Source organism: Streptomyces sp. WELS2 (assembly GCF_013870595.1).
Classification (GTDB): domain Bacteria; phylum Actinomycetota; class Actinomycetes; order Streptomycetales; family Streptomycetaceae; genus Streptomyces.
In genome coordinates, this window is the sequence record NZ_JACBWZ010000655.1 from 1 (window position 1) to 3,582 (window position 3,582).

General features: G+C 73.6%; 1 protein-coding gene. It reads left to right on the top strand.

Going from position 1 to position 3,582, the window contains the following annotated elements; all coding sequences use genetic code 11:
* Window positions 1-25 precede the first annotated feature (25 nt).
* A partial coding sequence (locus tag H5J33_RS27525; RefSeq protein ID WP_309485502.1) for an SDR family NAD(P)-dependent oxidoreductase occupies window positions 26-3,582 on the top strand: 3,557 nt, incomplete at its 3' end.

Here is a 3,582-nt window from a genome sequence, read left to right on the forward strand (position 1 = left end):
TGCTCATGGTGTGGAGCCCGACGCCGTGGTCGGGCATTCGCAGGGGGAGATCGCGGCGGCGTACGTGGCGGGCGCGTTGTCCCTGGAGGATGCCGCCAGGGTGGTGGCATTGCGGAGCAGGGCGCTGGCGGTGCTGGCCGACCAGGGCGGCATGGTTTCCATAGGCCTCGGGCATGAGCAGGCCGCCGGGTTCGTGGCCCGGTGGGACGGCCGGCTGACGGTGGCGGTGGTCAACGCACCCGGTTCGGTCGTCGTGTCGGGTGATCTGGACGCGCTGGACGAACTGCTGACGGCCTGTGAGGCCGACGGCATCCGCGCCCGCCGCCTGCCCGTCGACTACGCCGCCCACTCCGCCCAGGTCGAGGCGATCCGCGAGCAACTGCTCACCGACCTCGCCGGCATCACACCGCGTCCGGCGACGATCCCGTTCCACTCCACGGTCACCGCGGAACCGGCCGACACTTCCGCTCTCGACGCCGGCTACTGGTACCGCAACCTCCGCGAACCCGTGCTGTTCGACCGGACCACCCGTGCGCTGCTCGACCACGGCCACACCGTCTTCGTAGAGGTCAGCCCGCACCCGGTCCTGGTCTCCGCCGTCGAGGAGACCGGTCACCGGCACGGCTCCGACCTCCTCGTCACCGGCACGCTCCGGCGCGACCAGGACGACTTCCTCGGCTCGCTCGGCCGCCTGCACGTCCACGGTGTCCCGGTCGACTGGCGGTTCCCGGACGGCACCGAGCCCGTCGGCCTGCCGACGTACGCCTTCCAGCGCGAGCCGTACTGGCTGCGGCCCGTCCCGGGGGTGTCGGGCGACCACCCCCTGCTCGGCACGTTCGTGGAACTGCCCGACGGCGCGGTGCTCAGCGGACGGATCTCGCTCGCCACCCACCCGTGGCTGGCCGACCACGCCGTGCGGGGCTCCGTCCTCCTGCCCGGCACGGCGTTCGCGGAAATGGCGGCCTACGCGGCCGGCCGGCTCGGCCACGCGGTCGAGGAGCTGGTGCTCGAAACGCCGCTCGTCCTCGACGACACCCCGGTGCACCTCCAGGTCGTCGTGGGCCCCGAGGACGACGGTCGCCGCCCGCTCACGGTGTACTCGCGTGACGGCGACGAGTGGGTGCGGCACGCCACCGGGACCCTGGGCGAGGAGCCGGTGCTGAGCGCGTGGGACTGGCCATCGGCCGGTGAGCCCCTCGACGTCGACGGGCTCTACGACTCGCTGTCCGTGCTCGGTTACGAGTACGGACCGGCGTTCCAGGGTGTCACGGCGGCCCGGCGGGTCGGCGACACCGTCTACGCCGAGGTGGAGCTTCCCGCCGAGGAATCGTTTCTCCTGCACCCCGCCCTGCTCGACGCCGCACTGCACCCCATGGCGTTCCTCACCGATCGCACCGGCCTGCCGTTCGCGTTCACCGGAGTGGCGATACGGCCCGCGGTCCGCGGCCGAACGCTGCGCGTACGCCTGTCCGCCACCGGGCCGGACACGTACACCGTGGCCGTGGCCGATCCGGACGGCACCCCGGTCGCGGTCGTCACGTCGCTGACCGTCCGGGACGCCACCGCCGTCCCGGACAGCCTGTACGCCCTCGACTGGGTCCCCCTCGAAGACCCCCTCGCCTCGGCGTCGGCGGGCGACGACCCCGCGGACCTGGTCGTCTACGAGGTGCCCGGGCCGGAGCCCGAGGCGGACACCGTCGAAGCGGCGTACGAGAGCGCGCGGAGCGTACTCGCCGTGATCCGGGACCACTTGGCGGGGGAGCGGACGCGGCTGGCGGTCGTCACCCGCAACGCCGTCGCCGCCGCGCCCGGTGACGTGGTCGCCCTCCACCACTCGATGGTCTGGGGCCTGGTCCGCGGCGCGCGGGCCGAGCACCCCGGCCGGTTCGTCCTGGTCGACGCCGACCCGTCCTGGGACCCCGCGCTGATCGCCGGCACGGACGAGCCGGAACTGGCCGTACGCCAAGGGGTGCTGCGTGCTCCCCGTCTGGTCCGCGTCGGCGCGAGCCTCACCCCGCCGGACGGGCCCTGGCGGCTGGAGGACACGGGCACCGGCAGCATCGACGACCTGGCGCTGGTGCCCCGCCCGGAGCTCATGGAGCCGCTGGGTCCCGGGCAGGTCCGGGTCGCCATGCGGGCGGCCGGACTCAACTTCCGGGACGTGCTGATCGCCCTCGGTGTCTACCCCGGCGAGGCCCTGATGGGCGGCGAAGGCGCGGGCGTCGTCCTCGGAACCGGCCCGGACACCCGGTTCCGCCCCGGCGACCGCGTCATGGGTCTGGTCCCCGGCGCCTTCGGCCCGGTCACCGTCGCCGACGAGCGGCTGCTGGTCCGGATGCCCGACGACTGGTCGTTCGCCAGGGCCGCGTCCGTGCCCGTGGTGTTCCTGACCGCCTGGTACGGCCTGCGCGACCTGGGCGGGCTGAAGGCCGGTGACCGGGTCCTGATCCACGCGGGCACGGGCGGCGTCGGCATGGCGGCGATCCAACTGGCCCGGCGGCTCGGGGCGGAGGTGTTCGCCACCGCGGGCCCGGCCAAATGGCACACCCTGCGCGCTCTGGGACTGGACGAGGACCACATCGCCTCGTCCCGGACCCTGGAGTTCGAGCAGAAGTTCCCGCCCATGGACGTGGTCCTGGACTCGCTGTCCGGCGAGTTCGTCGACGCCTCCCTGCGGCTGCTCGCGCCCGGCGGCCGGTTCGTGGAGATGGGCAAGACCGACATCCGCGACGCCGCCGACCACCCCGGCATCGTCTACCGGGCGTTCGACATCGCCGACGCGGGACCGGAACGGCTCGGCGAGATCCTGGACGCCGTCGTACGGGCCTTCACCGACGGCGAGTTCACACCCCTGCCGATCGACGTACGCGGGGTCAGGGACGCGGTCGACGTGTTCCGGTTCATGAGCCGGGCCGCTCACATCGGGAAGATCGTCCTGACGGTTCCCGGGGATCTGGACGCGGCCGGCACGGTGCTGATCACCGGTGGTACGGGGACGCTGGGGGGCCTTGTGGCCCGGCATCTGGTGGCCGAGCGGGGTGTGCGGCATCTGCTGCTGGTCAGCCGTGGTGGTGGCGGGGCGGCGTTGCGCGAGGAGCTGGCCGGGCTGGGCGCGGAGGTGACCGTGGCCGCCTGTGACGCGGCCGACCGGGACGCGCTGGCGGCCGTACTGGACTCGATCCCGGCCGAGCACCCGCTGACCGCGGTCGTGCACGCGGCCGGCGTACTCGACGACGCCGTGGTCACCGCCCTGACCCCCGAACGTCTCCGGCAGGTCGCCGACCCGAAGGCACGGGCGGCGTGGAACCTGCACGAACTCACCCGGGGACACGACCTGACGGCGTTCGTCCTCTTCTCCTCGGCTGCCGGCACGCTCGGCAGCCCCGGACAGGCCAACTACGCCGCGGCCAACACCTTCCTCGACACCCTCGCCGTGCACCGGCGCGCCCTCGGACTGCCGGCGACCTCGCTGGCCTGGGGCTACTGGGCCGAGGCGAGCGGCATGACCGGGCACCTGACCGGAGCCGACCAGGACCGGCTGACGCGAGCCGGGGTCGTACCGCTGGCCACCGACCACGCCCT